General features: G+C 67.2%; 15 protein-coding genes, 1 tRNA gene and 1 pseudogene. 9 read left to right on the top strand and 8 right to left on the bottom strand.

Features of this window, described 5'->3' with window-relative positions; all coding sequences use genetic code 11:
• Both F0Q45_RS28665 and F0Q45_RS18015 read left to right on the top strand, forming a co-directional pair.
• Positions 1-219, top strand: a 219-nt coding sequence (locus F0Q45_RS28665; protein ID WP_223163917.1) for a hypothetical protein, incomplete at its 5' end; no start/stop codon positions are given.
• Between the two features lie 71 nt (positions 220-290).
• Positions 291-755, top strand: coding sequence for a GatB/YqeY domain-containing protein (locus F0Q45_RS18015; RefSeq protein ID WP_149655237.1), 465 nt, complete (start codon positions 291-293; stop codon positions 753-755).
• 10 nt (positions 756-765) lie between these two features.
• Here F0Q45_RS18015 and nrfD read toward each other — a convergent pair whose 3' ends face one another.
• The 6 genes from nrfD to F0Q45_RS17980 form a co-directional block, all read right to left on the bottom strand.
• On the bottom strand, positions 766-1,716 hold the full coding sequence (gene nrfD / locus F0Q45_RS18010) for an NrfD/PsrC family molybdoenzyme membrane anchor subunit (protein WP_149655236.1): 951 nt from the start codon (positions 1,714-1,716) through the stop codon (positions 766-768).
• Positions 1,713-2,600, bottom strand: a complete 888-nt coding sequence (locus F0Q45_RS18005; protein ID WP_149655235.1) for a 4Fe-4S dicluster domain-containing protein — start codon at positions 2,598-2,600, stop codon at positions 1,713-1,715. Before F0Q45_RS18005 ends, nrfD begins: the two co-directional genes overlap by 4 nt.
• Entirely contained in the window at positions 2,597-5,809 is a 3,213-nt protein-coding gene (fdh, locus tag F0Q45_RS18000) for a formate dehydrogenase (RefSeq protein ID WP_262491051.1), read from the bottom strand. Before fdh ends, F0Q45_RS18005 begins: the two co-directional genes overlap by 4 nt.
• A 7-nt stretch (positions 5,810-5,816) precedes the next feature.
• Positions 5,817-7,496, bottom strand: coding sequence for a selenocysteine-specific translation elongation factor (locus tag F0Q45_RS17990; RefSeq protein WP_149655232.1), 1,680 nt, complete (start codon positions 7,494-7,496; stop codon positions 5,817-5,819).
• On the bottom strand, positions 7,484-8,764 hold the full coding sequence (gene selA, locus F0Q45_RS17985; protein WP_149655231.1) for an L-seryl-tRNA(Sec) selenium transferase: 1,281 nt from the start codon (positions 8,762-8,764) through the stop codon (positions 7,484-7,486). Before selA ends, F0Q45_RS17990 begins: the two co-directional genes overlap by 13 nt.
• 17 nt (positions 8,765-8,781) lie before the next feature.
• Positions 8,782-8,876, bottom strand: a tRNA-Sec gene (locus F0Q45_RS17980).
• A 28-nt stretch (positions 8,877-8,904) separates the two neighbouring features.
• On the opposite strand from F0Q45_RS17980, the gene selD reads away from it, so the two are divergent.
• Positions 8,905-9,897 carry a selenide, water dikinase SelD gene (gene selD, locus F0Q45_RS17975; protein WP_149655230.1) on the top strand — a complete coding sequence of 331 codons (993 nt, stop codon included), beginning with the start codon at positions 8,905-8,907 and terminating at the stop codon, positions 9,895-9,897.
• A 5-nt stretch (positions 9,898-9,902) separates the two neighbouring features.
• On the opposite strand, the gene F0Q45_RS17970 is transcribed toward selD, so the two are convergent.
• A complete protein-coding gene (locus tag F0Q45_RS17970) occupies positions 9,903-10,190 on the bottom strand; it encodes a GlsB/YeaQ/YmgE family stress response membrane protein (protein WP_149655229.1) in 288 nt (95 codons plus the stop codon).
• A gap of 142 nt (positions 10,191-10,332) precedes the next feature.
• Between F0Q45_RS17970 and F0Q45_RS17965 the strand changes: the two genes are divergently transcribed.
• From F0Q45_RS17965 to F0Q45_RS17940, 6 genes are all read left to right on the top strand, one after another.
• Positions 10,333-11,319 carry an LLM class F420-dependent oxidoreductase gene (locus F0Q45_RS17965; RefSeq protein ID WP_149655228.1) on the top strand — a complete coding sequence of 329 codons (987 nt, stop codon included), beginning with the start codon at positions 10,333-10,335 and terminating at the stop codon, positions 11,317-11,319.
• An 87-nt stretch (positions 11,320-11,406) separates the two neighbouring features.
• Complete coding sequence (locus tag F0Q45_RS17960; protein ID WP_149655227.1) at positions 11,407-12,342, top strand: SRPBCC family protein; 936 nt, start codon at positions 11,407-11,409, stop codon at positions 12,340-12,342.
• Positions 12,339-13,508, top strand: coding sequence for a zinc-dependent alcohol dehydrogenase (locus tag F0Q45_RS17955; RefSeq protein ID WP_149655226.1), 1,170 nt, complete (start codon positions 12,339-12,341; stop codon positions 13,506-13,508). Before F0Q45_RS17960 ends, F0Q45_RS17955 begins: the two co-directional genes overlap by 4 nt.
• 12 nt (positions 13,509-13,520) lie before the next feature.
• Complete coding sequence (locus F0Q45_RS17950; RefSeq protein ID WP_149655225.1) at positions 13,521-14,063, top strand: type 1 glutamine amidotransferase domain-containing protein; 543 nt, start codon at positions 13,521-13,523, stop codon at positions 14,061-14,063.
• Positions 14,064-14,147: 84 nt separating this feature from the next.
• The gene (locus tag F0Q45_RS17945; protein WP_149655224.1) at positions 14,148-14,840 is read left to right on the top strand and encodes a HemK2/MTQ2 family protein methyltransferase; all 693 of its coding nucleotides are present in this window, start codon (positions 14,148-14,150) and stop codon (positions 14,838-14,840) included.
• Positions 14,837-15,061: a CDGSH iron-sulfur domain-containing protein gene (locus F0Q45_RS17940; protein WP_149655223.1), complete on the top strand. Its 225-nt coding sequence runs from the start codon at positions 14,837-14,839 to the stop codon at positions 15,059-15,061. The genes F0Q45_RS17945 and F0Q45_RS17940 overlap by 4 nt, the downstream gene beginning before the upstream one ends.
• Before the next feature lie 9 nt (positions 15,062-15,070).
• Here the strand turns inward: F0Q45_RS17940 and F0Q45_RS17935 are convergent.
• A pseudogene (locus tag F0Q45_RS17935) lies at positions 15,071-15,936 on the bottom strand (integrase catalytic domain-containing protein); the annotation flags it as partial.
• Positions 15,937-16,091: the final 155 nt, after the last annotated feature.

The following is a 16,091-nucleotide window of genomic DNA, read 5'->3' as shown; positions in this document are numbered from 1 at the left end:
ACCCGGTGGCGGGCCGTAACCCGGCGGCGGGCCATAGGCAGGCGCTACACCGTAGCCAGGCGGCGGCCCGTATGCGGGCGGCAGCGTGCTCACCGTGTGCAGCGGCTGTCGTCGGCGGTCATGGGCTCCATCCTGTCGCCGGTCGGCGCATTTCTCAATCTAGGCATGCCCACCCGCGCCGAGATTGACGCCAGCGCGGAAAAGAGCGAGAAGGTGTGACGCTAACGTCGACCTCGGCGCAAGGACGCGGTGTCGGGTCTTGTAGCTGTCGGCGCGTAGCGTCTCATGACATGGCGGAACTCAAATCCCAGCTCCGGTCCGACTTGACCGAGGCGATGAAGGCGCAGGATAAGTTGCGAACCGCGACGCTGCGCATGCTGCTGGCCGCGATCCAGACCGAGGAAGTCGCCGGCAAGCAAGCCCGCGAGCTCACCGACGCTGAAGTGCTCAAAGTGCTGGCCAAAGAATCCCGCAAGCGCGGTGAGGCGGCCGAAATCTACACCCAGAACGGGCGCGGTGAGCTGGCCGCCAACGAACACGCCGAGGCCAGGGTCATCGACGAGTACCTTCCGACGCCACTCACCGAAGCCGAAGTGGCCGACGTCGCCGACACCGCCATCGCCCAGGTTGCCGAGCAGATCGGACACCGGCCCAGCATCAAGCAGCTGGGCCTGGTCATGAAAGTTGCCACCGACATCGCCGAAGGTAAGGCAGCCGGCGCCCGCTTATCGGCAGCGGTCAAAGAGCGGCTTTAGTTTAGTTTAATCAGCTCGGATGGTGGTCCCGGCCTAGCCGTTCGCGTTGCGGAATCACCACGTACTTCGGGTCGCGGGTAGATTCCACACCGGCCTCGAACACGCCGAACCGCTGCAACGCACTGCCGATGAGTAACGCCAGCCCGCACAGTGTCGCCACCAGCCGGCTTCGGCCCGCGGCCGCTGTGCCCACCGCCCCGCCAACCGTCAAATACTCCGCCCACCTCCGTAGTCGATGAGCCTTGCCGGTCGTATAGGCCTCAGCGGCTAACCCGAGCCGCCGCTCCAGCAAGCGCGACGCCGCAATCTCCAGGCCGGCGCCGAGGACTGCCATCCGACGGGCCGGCCCCGCTTCGTCGATCGGCGCCAGCAGCATGCCCAGCCCGCCGCTGCTGGCTGCGGCTGAGCCGGTGAACACAAACGGCAGATATGGGTGCGCCTCGTTCCAGGCCGGGACTGCGGTCTGCGACAGCAGCACCGCGGTGTAGGAGGCGACTCCGGGCGCCACAGCCGCCGCCGACAGCCCCGCCGGTCGGGCCAACCGGCCCGCCAGCCGCCCAGCCCATGAGCGACGCAGCACTGGCGGCATCAGCTCCGCGAACCCGGCCAGCCCGGCGCCCGGACTGTAGGCAGCCAAGATCCAGGTGCCCACGCTCATTGGCGAGGTGGGCTTGGCCACCCGCAGCATGTGGTGGAAGCGCTCCGGGCGGCCGAGGTCGGCGACCAGGAAATACATACCGGCCACGATGCTGGCCAAGGCGCCCACGCGGCTCACCCGGCGCAACGCCGGTCGTGCGGTCAGATCCGCGCCGGCGGCCAGCAGCGCAGAACCCGCTGACAGGCCGCCCGAGAACAGGTACGCCGCGATCTTCCAATCCCACACTGGCGTCTTGAGCACCGCGCGCCCGTAGTACGACCGGAATTCGGCTGGAGGCACGGCAAGCTGCTCCCGACCTGTCACGGCCGGGCCCGCCCCGCGAACGCTGACACCGCGACGGCGATCAGGGCCGACGCGGCTACCCCGGCGTAGCGCCACATCGCCGGCAGATCGCGGGTGGGCACCACCGGATCCGGGGGTAGCCCGTAGACCTCGGGCTCGTCCAAGAGCAGGAAGAAGGCGCCGTCGCCGCCCACGCCGTCATCGGGATCGTGACCGTACAGCCGCGCTTCGGGCACGCCGCGCTCATGCAGCTGCTCGACCCGGCGGGCCGCACGTTCACGCAATTCGTCGAGCGGGCCGAACTGGATGGAGTTGGTGGGGCAGGCCTTGGCGCACGCCGGTTCCAACCCGTCATGCAGCCGGTCGTAGCACAGCGTGCACTTCCACGCCCGGCCGTCACCTTCGCGGCGGTCGATCACCCCGTACGGGCAGGCAGACACGCAGTAGCCGCACCCGTTGCAAATATCTTGCTGCACAACGACAGTGCCGAACTCGGTGCGGAACAATGCGCCGGTCGGGCAGACGTCCAGACACCCCGCATGGGTGCAGTGTTTGCACACGTCGGAGCTCATCAGCCAGCGAAAGTCGGTGCGGGATTCCGGGCCGGTCGAGTCCCCTGGGCGCTCGAACGCCGGCATGCCCAGATCGGCCGGGGCTTGCTCGATGAATGCGACGTGGCGCCAGGTGTTGGCGCTCAGCATGCCGGTGTTGTCGAACGACATCCCCAGTAGCGTGAAGCCGTCATCAGGCAGCTGGTTCCACTCTTTGCAGGCCACCTCGCAGGCTTTGCAGCCGATACAAATCGAGGTGTCGGTGAAGAATCCGACTCGCTGCGGGTGGCCAGCGGAGTATCCGGCATTACCGGCGGGATCACTCAGCGGTCCGTAGAAGCTGTTGTCGCTCATCGGCTTTCCCCCTCGTGGGTGTCCAGTCGGGTGCCGGTCTGCGGCGTGATCCCGGCGCGGCGGCGGTAGTCGGCGACGTAGCGCAGCAGCGCCGGACCACGCGGCCGTCGTCCCGGCTGTACGTCGCAGGTGGCGACCTTGCTCTCCTGGATGAACACGTTGGGATCCAACACCACCCCCAATAGGTCGTTGACCACGTCGCCGTCGACCAACCCGGTGTACCCCCAGTGGTAGGGCATCCACACCTGTTGTACCACCCGGTTGTCGATGCGCAGCGGCTTCATCCGGTCGGTCACCAGCACCCGCGCGTCTACCGCGGCGCGGCTGGTGATCACGTGCGCCCAGTCCAGGTGCGTGAGCCCACGCAGGCGAGCTAACTCCGGGGACACCTCGACGAACAGTGCAGGCTGCAGCTCGGCGAGGTAGGGCAATTGGCGGCTCATCCCGCCGGCGGTGTGGTGCTCGGTGAGGCGCGCCGCGGTGAACACGAACGGGAACACCTCGCCATGTGCTTCCGGCGGCGACGGGTTCGACGGGTTGTCGGGGCGGCCGTACACGATCCGAGTCGGGTTGCCCTGCTGCTGGTACAGGGCGTTGCGCACTGGAGACTCGTGCGGCTCGTAGTGCGTCGGCAACGGCCCGTCGGCCAGGCCGTTGGGAGCGAACAGCCAGCCCTTGCCGTCGGCCTGCATGACGAACGGATCGTCGCCGCGTAGCGCCGCCACGCCCACCGCACCGTCGGGTGGGCGGTAGTGCGGCGGCTTGTTCTTCTCGAAGTCGGGTACGTCGTGACCCGTCCACTCGCTCTTGTCCGGGTCCCACCAGATGAGCTTCTTGCGCTCGCTCCACGGACGTCCCTGCGGGTCCGCCGACGCCCGGTTGTAGAGCACCCGGCGGTTCAGCGGCCAGGTCCAGCCCCAGTCCGCGGTGTCTCGCCGGGCCGCCTGGTTCACCTCGCCGGCATACACGCCGCTGTAGATCCAGCAGCCGCAGGCGGTGCTGCCGTCGGCCTTCAACTCGGTGAAGCCGTTAACTGCCCGACCGGTGGTCAGGTCGATGCCGTTGATGCGGCGCAGCACTTCCTCGCCCGAGGGCTCGTCGCCGGCTCCCTCTTCAGTGCCGTAGTCCCACGCCAGGTCCAGCAGCGGCCGATCCCGCGCGTCGGTGGAGCCGGCCAACTTCTCGCGCAGCCGCCGGCCCAGATGGTAAAAGAACCACAACTCCGAGCGGGCGTCGCCGGGTGATTCGACGGCCTTCTCCCGCCACTGCAGCATCCGCTGGGTTTGGGTGAACGTGCCGGACTTCTCGACGTGTGCTGCGGCCGGGAAAAAGAACACCTCGGTGCGGCAGCTTTCCGGGGTGATTTCCCCGGTCTCGACCTCGGGACCGTCCTTCCAGAAGGTGGCGCTTTCGATCATGACGAGGTCGCGGACCACCAGCCAGTCCAAGTTGGCCATGCCCAATCGCTGCAGACGTCCGTGGGCCGATCCGACGGCCGGGTTCTGACCAAGCAGGAAATAACCGAATACCGTGCCGTCGACCATGTCCATGACCGTGCGGTAGGTGCTGTGGTCGCCGTTGATCCGGGGCAGGTAGTCGAAGCAATAGTCGTTGTCGGCGGTGGCGTGCTCGCCCCAATACTCCTTGAGCAGCGACACCAGGTAGGCGTCGGCGTTGTACCAGAAGCCCTTCTGACGCTGACCTTTGATTTGGTCGAGGTAGTCGGCCAGGCCGGCTTGGCCGGCGTGCGGCATCGCGAGATATCCGGGCAGCAGGTTGAACAACGTGGGCACGTCGGTGGAGCCCTGGATGCTGGCGTGACCACGCAGCGCGAAGACGCCGCCGCCGGGGCGGCCGATGTTGCCCAGCAGCAGCTGGATGATGGACCCGGCACGGATGAACTGGGCCCCCATCGAGTGCTGTGTCCAGCCCACGCTGTACACCAGCGCGGCGGTGCGCTCGCGTCCGGAGTTCTGTGCCCAGGCCTGGGCGACCTGGAGGAAGATCTCGGCCGGCACACCGCACACCCGTTCCACCATCTCCGGTGTGTAGCGGGCGTAGTGCCGCTTGAGGATCTGGTAGACGCAGCGCGGGTGTTGCAGCGTCGGATCGGCCGGGATGTTCTCGGCACCGCCCTCCAGCGCCGGGCCGCCGGAGCCGAGCTGGTCTGGCACGAGCCGCTCGGTAGCATCCGTCGACTCGTAGTGCCAGGTCGCCGGGTCGTAAGAGGCGGTCTCCGCGTCATAGCCGCTGAACAGTCCGTTGAGATCTTCGGGGCCCCGATAGTCCTCGTCGACCAGGAACGAGGCGTTGGTGTAGGCGGCGACGTACTCGCGGAAGTCCAACCCGTTGGACAGGATGTAGTTGATCACCCCGCCGAGGAAGGCGATGTCACTGCCGGCGCGCAGCGCCACATGCTGGTCGGCGAGTGCGCTGGTGCGGGTGAACCGCGGGTCGATATGGACGACCCGGGTGCCGCGGGCTTTGGCCTCGACCACCCACTGGAACCCGACCGGATGGGCTTCGGCCATGTTGGAGCCCATGATGACGATGAAGTCGGAGTTGGCGAGATCCTGCTGGTAGTCCGTCGCTCCGCCGCGACCGAAGGAGGCTCCCAGACCGGGAACCGTGGCGCTGTGTCAAATACGGGCTTGGTTTTCGATCTGCAGCGCGCCCAGCGCGGTGAAGAGCTTCTTGATCAGGTAGTTCTCTTCGTTGTCGAGTGTGGCGCCGCCGAGACTGGCGATGCCCATCGTGCGGCGCAGCGTATTGCGGTCGGCGTCGAAGTCTTGCCAGCCCTTGCGGCGGGCGTCCAGCACCCGGTCGGCGACCATCTCCATTGCTGTGTCCAGATCGAGTTCTTGCCACTCGGTCCCATACGGCGCGCGGTAGCGCACGGTGGTCACTCGCTGCGGCCCCGTGACCAATTGTTTGCTGGCAGATCCCTTGGGACACAACCGGCCTCGCGAGATCGGGCTGTCCGGGTTGCCCTCGATCTGGACCACCTGACCGGCTGTGACGTACACCTGCTGCGCACAGCCGACCGCGCAGAACGGACAGACAGAGTGGGCGATGTGGTCGGCTTCGGCGGTGCGCGGCGTCAGCCCGGCGGAACGGGATGATTGGGCGGCCTTGCCGCGCCCCAGCGAGTCGGCGCCGGTGAGCTGCTGGTAGACCGGCCACGACTGGATCCACTTCGGCATGTCCATCTTGTGATCAAACCACCGTCCGGGTGCTGTCGCCGCCTCGGCGGGTCAGGCGCTGCGCGTCGAGCCTTTCCAGCAGCGGCACCGCAACGCGGCGGCTGGTGCCCAGGGCGCGGCGGGCCTGGCTCACCGTGAACGGCTGCGGCAGCGTCGCCAGGATCGCCACAGCGCGCTCAAACGCGTCGGGCCCCAGCACAATGCCCTCGGCAATCCGGGTCAGCCGGCCGGCCCGCACCGCCGCCGCCAGCTCCCGAGGACCCAGCCTCACCTCCGCCAGCTCGTCGGCCTCAGGGGCCCGAAACGGCTCGGCGGCCAGCCACGCCTCAACCGTGCGCACCGCCTTGTCCACCCGGGCCGGCAACTTGGCGCCGGGGAGTCGGACCAGCCCTTCGGCGACCTCGAGCTCGGTGCCCTCGAGCAGCCTGGCCATCAGCTCGCCAGCCGGAAGGCTCACCCGCTGCCGCAGCGCCTGCAGCGGCATCCCCGCCGCGATGTCGTGATCGGCGGTCCAGCGCTGCACCGTCATGATCGCAGCCGCGCGCCGCCCGGCCCACCACTGCGGATCGACCACCCACTCGCCAACCCGGCGGCCGGTGGCCGGCAGACCCATCGCGCGCAACTGCGCCGCGGGTGCGCACTCGGGCGGGGGCACCCGACCGGTCGCCAGCTCCTCGCCGCGGGCTCGGGCCGCGCCGCGGCGGCGCAACTCCGGCGGCCGCACATCGAGCACCTCGATGCCGGCCGCGATCCGGTGTTCCCCGGGATCGCGCAGCAACCCGATGTCGCCGACCCGCAACGGCAACGGTCTGGCCAGCCGCAGCCGCGCCCCGGCCGTCCCCAGCGGGCGCACCTGCACCGGCACCGCCGCGGACCCGATGTGCAGCACCAGCTGGCGATGCAGTGTGTCCGCCGACCGCAAAGCCACGTCGATCTCGGTGGTGTCCAGCCAGGCACCCGGCGTGCGGACGGTGTCGCCGCGAGCGATGTGCCGACGGTCCACGCCGCGCAGGTTCACCGCCACCCGCGCGACCGCGGCCACCTCGTCGACGTCGCTGCTCAACGACTGCAGGCCGCGGACAGTGATGGGGCGTCCGGCGTGTTCGAGTTCGTCGCCCACCCGGATGGTGCCGGCGCTCAGTGTGCCGGTGACGACGGTGCCCGCACCGCGCACCGTGAAGCAGCGGTCGACCCACAACCGCACGTCGCCGTCGCGGTCCGGCTGCGGCAGCCGATTCGTCAGCGCCAGCAGTTGCGCGCGCACCTGGTCCAGGTCGGTGCTCAGCGCGATTGGCGCGTCGGCCAACCGCGTCCGCACCTGCTCGATCGCCGGCGCCGGATCGGCAAGGTCTGCCTTGCTGATGACGACCAGCACATGCCTAACCCGCAGCGCGTCCAAGGCAGCGAGATGCTCCTCGGACTGCGGCATCCAGCCCTCGGTCGCGGCTACCACGAACACCACTGCCGGCACCGCACCCACCCCGGCCAACATGGTGGGAACGAAGCGTTCGTGGCCCGGCACGTCGACGAACGCCAGCCGGCGTCCGTGCAGCTCGGTCCAAGCGAAGCCGAGGTCGATGGTCAGGCCCCGGCGCTGTTCCTCGGCAAGCCGGTCCGGCCACATGCCGGTGAGCCGCTGAATCAGCGTCGACTTGCCGTGGTCGACGTGGCCTGCGGTGGCTAGGACGAACATGCCCGCACGGCCGCCAGCAGCAGATCGTCCTCCTCGGGCGCCACGGTGCGCAGATCGAGCAGGCAGCGGCCGTCTTCCACGCGCCCGACGACCGGTGGGTGCCCGGTGCGCAGCGCCGCGGCGTAGGACTCCGGCAGGCTGACGGCGGCGCTGGGCAGCTGCACACCCGGCGCCCCGCCCCCGCCGACGGCCGCAATGCAATCCACCGCGTGCGCGCTCGGTAGCTGCGCGGCGAGGCTTTCGGCGCGGGCGCACAGCTGTGTCACGTCGGCGGCCAAGGCCTGAGCCACCGGTGGTGGTGGGCCCGCCACGGTCGCTTCCAGCGCGGCGAGCGTGAGTTTGTCCACTCGCAGGGCACGCGCCGCCGGATGCCGGCGTAGCCGCTCAATCAAGTCAGCGTCGCCGAAGAGCAGGCCGGCCTGCGGGCCGCCGAGCAGTTTGTCGCCGCTGGCGGTGACCAAGTTCGCGCCGGCGCGTAGCGTCGTCGTCGCGTCCGGCTCGTCGGGCAGCATCGGATGCGGCGCCAGCAGTCCGGAGCCGACGTCGACGACGAGCGGCGTGTCGAGCTGCGCCAATTCGGCCACGCTGACCGCCGAGGTGAACCCGGTGACGCAGAAGTTGGACGGGTGGACCTTGAGCACAAAGCCGGTGTCCGGCCCGATCGCGTCGGCGTAGTCGCGCAGGCGGGTGCGGTTGGTGGTGCCGACCTCGCGCAGCCGCGAACCTGTGGACGCCAGCAGCTCGGGAATGCGGAATCCGTCGCCGATCTCGACCAGCTCGCCGCGGCTGAGCACGATCTCTTTTCCCGGAGCGAGCGTGAGCGCGGCCAGCAGCAGCGCGGCGGCGTTGTTGTTCACCACATGCACGCCGCCGGCGGTTGGAACAGCGTGGGCCAGCGCTGCCAGCGCCCCGCGGCCACGGCGTGCCCGCCGACCGGTTGCCAGGTCGAACTCGACGTCGGTTGCTCCCCCCGCGGTGCGCACCGCGTCCAGCGCGGCCGAAGACAGCGGAGCCCGGCCGAGATTGGTGTGCACGACAACGCCGGTGGCGTTGATGACGGCGCGCAGGCTGGCTGCGCCGGCCGGGAGTGCCGCGATGGCATGCTCGGCGACCCGGTCCGGCTCGATCTCCCCAGCGCGCGCCCGCTCCTGCGCCTGGGCGATCACCGATTTCACCAGGGTGCGGCCCAACACCCGTTGCGCCTCGGCCAAGCGCGGATGGGCAAGCAACGCGTCGGTGCGCGGCACGCGACGTCGCGGATCATCCATGGCTGGACCACCGCAGGTGGCGGAGGCGGACGGGAATCGAACCCGCCAGCAACAGCGTCTGCCGCTCGACGGTTTTGAAGACCGCGCCGGTCACCAGACCGGAGACGCCTCCCTGGGCCATGGCGACAATTATGGACGCCATGTCCTATCGACTGACTCAGTACGCCCGCGGCGGTGGCTGTGCGTGCAAAATCCCGCCCGGCGAACTCGAGGACGTGGTGCGCGCGTTGGGCGGAGCGGCGCCGCTGAATCCGGCCGGTGAGCTGCTGGTTGGGCTGGACAACGGCGACGACGCGGCCGCGGTGCTGATCGAGGGCGGCACCGCGCTGATCCTCACGACGGACTTTTTCACGCCGGTGGTCGACGACCCCTTCGACTGGGGCCGTATCGCCGCCGCCAACGCCCTCTCCGACGTCTACGCCATGGGCGGGCGGCCGGTGGTGGCGGTCAATCTGCTGGGCTGGCCACGCGAGGTGCTGCCGTTCGAGCTGGCGGCCGAGACCTTGCGCGGCGGGCTACACGTGTGCTCGCTCGCTGGTTGCCATCTGTCCGGTGGGCACAGTGTCGACGACCCGGAACCCAAGTACGGCCTGGCGGTCACTGGCGTCGCGGACCCAAACAGACTGTTGCGCAACGACTCCGGTAGGCCTGGTAAGCCGCTGTCACTGACCAAGCCACTGGGCATCGGCGTCCTGAACTCCCGCCACAAAGCCACCGGCGAGCGGTTCGCCGAGGCGATCGACGTGATGACCACGCTTAACGCCGAGGCGGCGGCGGCCGCTCTGGTGGCAGGCGTCGAATGTGCCACCGACGTCACCGGTTTCGGACTGCTCGGGCACCTGCACAAGTTGGCGCGGGCCAGCGGTGTCACCGCCGTGATCGACGCGGCGGCGGTGCCGTACCTGGACGGGGCGCGCCAGGCGCTGGCGGCCGGCTACGTCAGCGGGGGCACGCGGCGCAACCTCGACTGGGTAGCCCCGCACGTCGACCTCTCCGCAGTCGGCGAACAGGAGGCGCTCCTGCTCGCCGACGCCCAAACCTCAGGTGGACTGCTGATCGCGGGCGAGATCCCCGGCGCGCCCATCATCGGCGAGCTGGTGCCCCGCCAGCAGCACACCGTGGTAGTGCGCTGAGACCGCTACAGGCCGGAACGCGGTGAGGCGTTGCGGCGGCCGGTCACAGCGAGATACCCGGCAATGAGCCCCACAGCTACGACGATCCCGACGAAGAAGGGGATGATCTCGAAGCCGCCGTTCTGATTCGAATATCCGAGCCGGTAGGAAATCCAGGTGCCCAGAAACGCGCCAATCGCCCCCAATACCACTGTCATGATGACACCGATGTTCTGCTTGCCGGGCATTACCAGCCGGGCCAGCGCACCGACGATGAGCCCCACCACGATGGCCCCGATGATTGTGCCGACCATTATCCGCTCCTCCCGCGGTTGAGGCGGGCCTGGTGCCCGCCGCCTCGCGGTGGGTCTACCCGTTTTGGGGCAATGGCAAGCATCGCGACGTGATTTGTCGCCGTAGCGTTACGCCGGCGCCCAGTCGGGTACTCCGCTCGGTATGACGAGTTTCGGCTACACTCTGATGACCGAGCAGAGTGGGCCCAAAGAGCTTGTGCGTCATGCTGTTTGCGCCGAGCAGCAAGGTTTCGACTTCTTGGTTTGCAGTGATCACTTCTCGCCGTGGTTGACGTCGCAAGGCCATGCCCCCAACGCCTGGGCAGTACTGGGCGCGGTGGCCCATGCCACCGAGCAGGTCGGCCTCTACTCCTACGTGACCTGCCCGACGATGCGGTACCACCCTGCGATCGTCGCCCAGCAGGCCGCCACCGTGCAGATACTGTCCGACGGACGGTTCACCCTCGGCCTGGGTAGCGGTGAGAACCTCAACGAACATGTCGTTGGCAAAGGCTGGCCGGCGCTTGAACGCCGGCACGACATGCTATGCGAAGCGATCACGGTCATTCGCGAACTGTTCGGCGGCGGGCTGGTGAACTGGGGTGGCGACTATTTTCAGGTGGATTCGGCGCGGCTGTGGGACGTGCCGGCTGTCCCGGTCGAGGTCGGGGTGGCGGTGGGGGGAATGAAGGCCGTAGCCAAGTTCGCCAGGCTGGCCGATCACTTGATCGCGGTGGAGCCCAACCGCGAGCTCGTCGACGCCTGGCAGCTGGCTCGGCAGGCAGCCAGCGACCACCCGGCTGGACGGGTGGTTGGCCAGGTGCCGGTGTGCTGGGATCACGACCGTGACGCGGCCATTGAACGCGCTCACGATCAGTTCCGCTGGTTCGCCGGCGGCTGGGCCGTCAATGCTGACCTGCCGACGCCCGCGGGTTTTGCTGCCGCCACGCAGTTCGTGCGTCCGGAGGACGTGGCCGACAACATCCCGTGCGGGCCCGACCTAGACGCCATTGTTGAGGCGGTCCAGCCGTACTGGGAAGCCGGCTTCACCGACATCGCCTTCATCCAGATCGGTGGACAGCACCAAGAGGACTTTCTCCGGGAGGCCGCTGAGCCGTTGCTGCACGCGCTGCGGGCGGCCTCCTGCTAGCCGGGTCCTAGCCGCGTCCTAGCAGGACGTTTGGCCCATCGCCAGGCGGGTATTCGGGCCACCTGTGGGGCAGAGCGAGGAGTGACGATGAACGATGCTTCGGTGCGCAGAACTGCGGCTCTGGCGAGCGGACTCGGCGCCGCCAGCGTTGGCCTTGGTCTGGCCGAAGTGCTGGCACCGGGTAGAGTCGCCGCGCTGGCCGGCGTTGACGATACGTACCGGTCGCGTCTGATCATCCGGGCCCTGGGTTTGCGCGAATGCGGCCACGCCGCAGCAATACTGCTCGGCTCGCCCGCTCTGGTATGGACGAGGGTGGCCGGCGACGCGTTGGACATCGCTTTGCTCGGCGCCGGTGTCGTCCGCCGCGGGCGGGGACGACGAACGCGGGGCGTCATCGCCGCCATCGCACTCACGGGAATCGCCGGAGCCGATCTGTACGCCACCTTGCGCGCTTCCGGCACCGGCAGCGCGCGTCACGCCAACGGCGCCAAGCATCGTTCTTTGCGAGCTGCGGTGACGGTACGGCGCTCGCCGGAGGACGCGTATCGCTTCTGGCGTCACCTGGATAACCTGCCCAGCTTTATGCACCACCTGCAATCGGTCACCGTCGACGCCGAAGGTCGCTCGCATTGGGTAGCCAACGCCCCGGTGGGGCAGTCCGTGCAGTGGGACGCGCAGCTTGTCGATGACGTGCCCAACCAGCGGATCGCCTGGCAGTCCCTGCCCGGCTCCGGGATTGAGAACGGCGGCAGCGTCGAATTCGCGCCCGCTGCCTCGGGGGACGGCACCGAGGTACGGGTCATGATCGGCTACCACATACTGGGCGGCGCCATCGGCAAAGCGGTGGCGACCTTGATGGGGGAGTCGCCCGAACAGCAAGTCAACGACGACCTTCGGCGCTTCAAACAGATTATGGAAACCGGGCAGGTGCTGTACTCCGACGGTTCGCCGGAAGGCACATCCGCATTTCGGCAGATGCATCAGCAAGCAGCTCAGCCGGTCAGCGAAGGAGCCAGCCGATGAAGGCCACAGTATGGGCTGGGCGCAATAGCGTTGAGGTGCAGTCAGTTCCGGATCCGAAGATATTGAACGACCGGGACGCCATTGTGCGTATCACGTCGACCGCGATCTGCGGCTCGGACCTGCACATCTACGACGGCTATATCCCGACGGTCAAGCACGGCGACGTGCTCGGGCACGAATTCATGGGCGAGGTTGTTGAGGTGGGGAAGGCAGTGACCAGCCTTGCCGTTGGCGACCGGGTGGTGGTGCCGTTCCCGATCGCCTGTGGAGCCTGCTCGGCCTGCGGCCGCGAGCTGTACTCGCTGTGCGAAAACTCCAATCCCAACGCCGGAATGGTCGCGAAGCTGATGGGGCACTCTCCGGCAGGGCTTTTCGGATACTCGCACATGATGGGCGGCTTCGCGGGCGGACAGGCCGAGTATGCTCGGGTGCCGTTTGCCGACGTGGGGCCGCTCAAAGTTGACGACGACCTCACCGACGACCAAGTGCTGTTCTTATCGGATATCCTTCCGACTGGCTACATGGGTGCAGAGATGTGCGACATCTCGCCGGGCGACATCGTAGCGGTATGGGGCGCCGGACCGGTCGGGTTGTTCGCACTGGCCAGCGCCTATCTGCTCGGCGCGTCCAAAGTCATTGCTATTGACCAGGTTCCGTATCGACTGGAGCTGGCCCGGGAACTCGGAGCAACTCCACTCAACTTCGCCGAAACCTCGGTGTTGGACGAGCTTCGAGACATCACCGCCGGGCGGGGGCCGGATCACTGCATCGATGCGGCCGGCATGGAGGCCCGCAATGGCTCGACGGTGGTGGACACTTATGACCGAGTCAAACAGGCGATGCGGTTGGAAACCGAACGGCCGCATGCACTCCGGGAAGCAGTGTTGAGTTGCCGTAATGGTGGGACCATTTCGATCGTCGGGGTGTACGGCGGGTTGATGGACAAGTTTCCGATCGGCGCGGTGATGAACCGCTCGCTGACCATCAAGACCGGACAGTGCCACGTGCAGCGCTATATGCGGCCATTGCTGGAGCGAATCCGCAGCGGCGAGATCGATCCGACGGTGATCATCAGCCACCACCTGGGGCTCGACGAAGCCCCGTACGGCTACCAGATTTTCAAACACAAGCAGGATAGCTGCACCAAGGTCGTCCTGAACCCCTAGAGGAGCATGCTGATGCCGAACCAGTTGGAAGGCAAACGGATCGCCATCCTGGCGGCCGACGGTGTGGAGAAGGTCGAGCTGGAGCAACCGCGCGCGGCGCTGGCCCAAGAGGGCGCCCAGGTCGAGGTAATTTCGCTGAAAGCCGGCGAAATTCAGGCGCGTGAACACGATCTCGAGCCGGCCGGAACATTCCCAGTCGACCGGACAGTAGCAGACGCATCGGTCGCCGAGTTCGACGGCCTGGTGCTTCCCGGTGGCACAGTGAATCCGGATAAGCTACGTGCCGACGATGTCGCGGTGTCGTTCGTTCGTGACTTCGTCGAGTCGGGAAAGCCGGTCGCGGCAATCTGCCACGGGCCTTGGACGTTGGTGGAAGCCGGTGTGGTCAAAGGGCGAACACTCACGTCGTACTTCAGCATCCGCACCGATCTGCGCAATGCGGGCGCCAACGTCGTCGATGAAGAGGTGGTGGTGGATGGCAATCTGATCACCAGTCGCTCACCATCGGACCTATCGGCATTTTGCTCGACAATCGTCGAGCAATTCGCTGATTAGGCGGATTCGGTTTCGGCGCAGGGGTTTGCGGGCATTAGTCATGTCACGCCGCGATCGCCGCGGCGGTGGCGCGAAAGGCCCATCGTGACGATAACGTATTCAGCACCGAGCGCCGCCCTGGTCGCCGAACTGGTGTATCAGCCGCAATCCGATTCCCGCTTACTTGTTGACACCATGCGTCGGTCCGGTCTCGTCCGGCAACGCAGAGTGCTCGACCTCTGCACCGGTAGCGGATTCGTCGCAATCGCCGCAGCCGAATTAGGTTGTGCCAGTGTCACCGCTTTCGACATCTGCCCGCACGCCGTGCGCTCTTCCCGAATTAATGCCGTTGACGCCGGTGTCGACGTCGACGTTCGCCAAGGCTCGTGGATAAGGGCTTTCGACTGCGCGCCGTTCGACGTCATCGTGTCCAACCCGCCGTATGTTCCGACTCCGCCGGTCGATGACACTGAGCTGATCTCGCCCGCTGCCGGTCCATCCTGGGCCTGGAATGCCGGCCCGGAAGGGCGCCTGGTACTGGACCCGCTATGCCGTTCAGCGGCAAAACTGTTGCGCCGTAACGGAACTGTGCTGCTTGTGCAGTCCGCGCTGGCCGGAGTGCAGCGGTCGCTGGATACCTTGCGATCCACCGGATTGGACGCGGATGTGGTCGCCTCGCAATGGATTCCCTTCGGCCCGGTGTTATCGGCACGGGCGGCGTGGTTGGAGGAGGCGGGCCGCATCTCGCGCGGCTGCCGGGAGGAGGAGATCGTGGTGATTCGGGCGGACAAGCGATGACCACCACCCGGGTACAGGTGGTGCCCAACGGCCCGGTGCTGGTGTCGGGTCCGGTGCGAATCGAGACACCGGGTGGTGGTGTGGTGGAATCTGACCGCTTCATGGTGGCCATTTGCACGTGTCGACGCAGCAAGGAATATCCGTTGTGCGATACCAGCCACCGCAGGTGCCGGTCGGCGCGGCGCGCTACAGCGCAGGGAAACGCCGCTCACGGCACCTGACACTGTGGCGCCGCCTTGCCGAGTTCCTTGCGTTGCCTCACGTGAACATGCACGCTTGTTTATTGTCGATGTAGCTCCGGGTGCAGCCTTGCTGGTGGTTGGGGTGAGGAGCTGGCAGGGAGTAGGTCCGGGTCAGCGCCGCGATTGTTTCCACGGTCATCACGGGGTAATCGATCGCGCGGTGAAATCGGGTGGTGGCCGCAGCAGAACAGTTCGCAACGAGATCTGGCAGTTGCAAGCCCAAGCTGACCAACAGAAACACGACAACGCGGTGGTAGCCGACCACGGGTGCGCTCCACCGCCCAATTCTTCTGCTCGACATGACAGTCGTCGTTCTTATTTCCCGGCCGCGCCCGGGCGAAGGTGATCTGGCGGCCTTAGCGCCATTGGGCCAGGAGGTCGTTGATGAATTCCGATTCGTTGTCGGAGTCCACACCCGGATCGGGAATGGCACCGTCAACGTAAATGCATGGCCTGCAGCCCGGTTGCCGCCGTCGTGCCGCGCGTCGTCCCACTCGGCCCAGGTGCGCACCGGGATCCGGCTGTTGAGCAGCGATCCCGGCTTCGTACCGACACGTCCCCTGAGCCGGTATTTGGCCCGTTCGGGAGCCAGGCGGCGATCGATGGTGGCCGCCGACATCGACACCAGCAGTTTGGCGGTGCCCTCGTTGATAGACAGCTCTCCGAAATGACGTAGCAATACCATCCAGTTCCGCGAGCATCGGCGCTAGCCGCTTGCCGGCGGGCATTCCGAGCACTGTCCGGCACACCACCAGTGCCGCAATGACATTGGGCCTGTACTTAACTGGCCGGGGACTGCGCGGGGTGACGATCTTGGGCTTTAGCGCCGCTGCGAGCGCCTTGCGGTCGTGGTTCTAGTCGTGCCATAATCGAACTTATGTTCGAATCACAAGCTGAGGTGGTCGCTCACTTTGATGAGTGGTTCGAACGGTGTCACCCGACCAAGACGACGCAGTCAGAGCGGTTGTTGGATCGGATTTGTGCGGCCACCCGGGCCGAGAACCGAGCC

Origin of the sequence: Mycobacterium simiae (genome assembly GCF_008370645.1) — a bacterium.
GTDB classification, from domain to species: Bacteria; Actinomycetota; Actinomycetes; order Mycobacteriales; family Mycobacteriaceae; genus Mycobacterium; species Mycobacterium simiae_A.
This window is presented reverse-complemented; position numbering and strand designations above follow the sequence as displayed.

Coding starts and splice junctions, on each gene's coding strand:
- selD (WP_149655230.1), top strand. CDS start 8,905: ATGTCCTATCGACTGACTCAGTACGCCCGCGGCGGTGGCTGTGCGTGC.
- F0Q45_RS18005 (WP_149655235.1), bottom strand. CDS start 2,600: ATGAGCGACAACAGCTTCTACGGACCGCTGAGTGATCCCGCCGGTAAT.
- F0Q45_RS17970 (WP_149655229.1), bottom strand. CDS start 10,190: ATGGTCGGCACAATCATCGGGGCCATCGTGGTGGGGCTCATCGTCGGT.
- F0Q45_RS17990 (WP_149655232.1), bottom strand. CDS start 7,496: ATGTTCGTCCTAGCCACCGCAGGCCACGTCGACCACGGCAAGTCGACG.
- selA (WP_149655231.1), bottom strand. CDS start 8,764: ATGGATGATCCGCGACGTCGCGTGCCGCGCACCGACGCGTTGCTTGCC.
- F0Q45_RS17950 (WP_149655225.1), top strand. CDS start 13,521: ATGCCGAACCAGTTGGAAGGCAAACGGATCGCCATCCTGGCGGCCGAC.
- F0Q45_RS17960 (WP_149655227.1), top strand. CDS start 11,407: ATGAACGATGCTTCGGTGCGCAGAACTGCGGCTCTGGCGAGCGGACTC.
- F0Q45_RS18015 (WP_149655237.1), top strand. CDS start 291: ATGGCGGAACTCAAATCCCAGCTCCGGTCCGACTTGACCGAGGCGATG.
- F0Q45_RS17940 (WP_149655223.1), top strand. CDS start 14,837: ATGACCACCACCCGGGTACAGGTGGTGCCCAACGGCCCGGTGCTGGTG.
- F0Q45_RS17965 (WP_149655228.1), top strand. CDS start 10,333: ATGACGAGTTTCGGCTACACTCTGATGACCGAGCAGAGTGGGCCCAAA.
- F0Q45_RS17955 (WP_149655226.1), top strand. CDS start 12,339: ATGAAGGCCACAGTATGGGCTGGGCGCAATAGCGTTGAGGTGCAGTCA.